Annotated in this window: 2 protein-coding genes; both read right to left on the reverse strand. The window is 68.1% G+C overall.

Going from position 1 to position 1,279, the window contains the following annotated elements; translation table 11 throughout:
- Positions 1 to 10 precede the first annotated feature (10 nt).
- Positions 11 to 175, reverse strand: coding sequence for a toxin-antitoxin system HicB family antitoxin (locus tag QK444_RS36285; protein ID WP_282786648.1), 165 nt, complete (start codon positions 173 to 175; stop codon positions 11 to 13).
- Positions 176 to 177: 2 nt separating this feature from the next.
- On the reverse strand, positions 178 to 1,062 hold the full coding sequence (locus QK444_RS36290) for an SPFH domain-containing protein (protein ID WP_282786650.1): 885 nt from the start codon (positions 1,060 to 1,062) through the stop codon (positions 178 to 180).
- Between the last annotated feature and the right edge of the window lie 217 nt (positions 1,063 to 1,279).

A 1,279-nucleotide genomic window follows, 5' to 3' on the forward strand; every position in this document is an offset into this window, starting at 1 on the left:
TCCCCTTGTCCTACTTCGGTTCTCGGCCTGCCTGTTTGAGCGCCAGGCGTAGGGCGTATTCGATTTGGGCGTTGACGCTGCGGAGGTCGTCGGCGGCCCACTGGGCGATGGCCTCGTGGACCGCCGGGTCCAGGCGCAGCAGCACCTTCTTCGGCTCGCGCTTGCCCTGGGCCATGGTCAGTTGTAGAGAGTGCCGGTGTTGACGACGGGCTGGGTGGGCCGGTCACCGCAGAGCACGACCAGCAGATTGGAGACCATGGCGGCTTTGCGCTCCTCGTCGAGTTCGACCATGCCCTGGTCGGTGAGGCGTTCCAGGGCGAGCCCGACCATACCGACCGCCCCCTCCACGATGCGGGTGCGGGCGGCCACCACCTGGGCGGCCTGCTGGCGGACCAGCATGGCCTGAGCGATCTCCGGGGCGTAGGCCAGGTGCGTGATGCGCGCTTCCAGGACCTCGATTCCGGCCATCTCGGTGCGGTCGCGCAGTTCGGCGGTGAGCTCCTCGGCGATCTCCTTGCCGTCGCGCAGGCTGGTGCGGTCGTCGTCGTGGGCGTCGTAGGGGTGGATGGTCGCGAGGTGGCGCACGGCAGCCTCGGACTGGGTCTCCACGTACTGCTCGTAGTCGTCCACGGCGAAGGCGGCCTTGAAGCTGTCGACGGCCTTGTAGACGACCACCGCCGCGATCTCCACCGGATTGCCGTCGGCGTCGTTGACCTTCAGCTTCTGGGTCTCGAAGTTGCGCACCCGCAACGAGATTCGCCGCCGGTCGGTGAGCGGCACGGTCCAGAAGAAGCCGGGCTCACTGACCGATCCGATGTAGCGGCCGAAGAACTGGATGACCCGCGCCTCATTGGGGTTGACGATCACCAGGCCGCTCAGCGCCAGCAGCGCGGAGATGCCGATCAGCCCCGCCACCCCGGCGACCGCGAAGGCCCCCGCATTGCCCTTGTCGGCCCCCGCCCCGATACAGACCGCCGCCACCGCGCTCGCCGCCACGACGACGGCGACCAGCACCGACAGCATGAGGAACCCGTTCATCCGAAAGGCCGGACGAAGCTCCATGACATCCTCCCAATATCTAAGTGATATCACGACAATAGCGCAGAGCTAGCACCCTGCCAAGCCGGACGTGCACTGCCAGCTGCGGTGCGAGACGGCGAGCAGCGGACGCATGCCCGCGAGATCGCGGCGGGCGGCGACATCGCGGCGGGTGTCGACATCGCGGCGGGTGTCGACATCGCGGAAGGTGTCGACATCGCGGCGGGCGTTGCACCGCGGC

Origin of the sequence: Nocardia sp. CC201C (assembly GCF_030010695.1) — a bacterium.
Taxonomy (GTDB): domain Bacteria; phylum Actinomycetota; class Actinomycetes; order Mycobacteriales; family Mycobacteriaceae; genus Nocardia; species Nocardia otitidiscaviarum.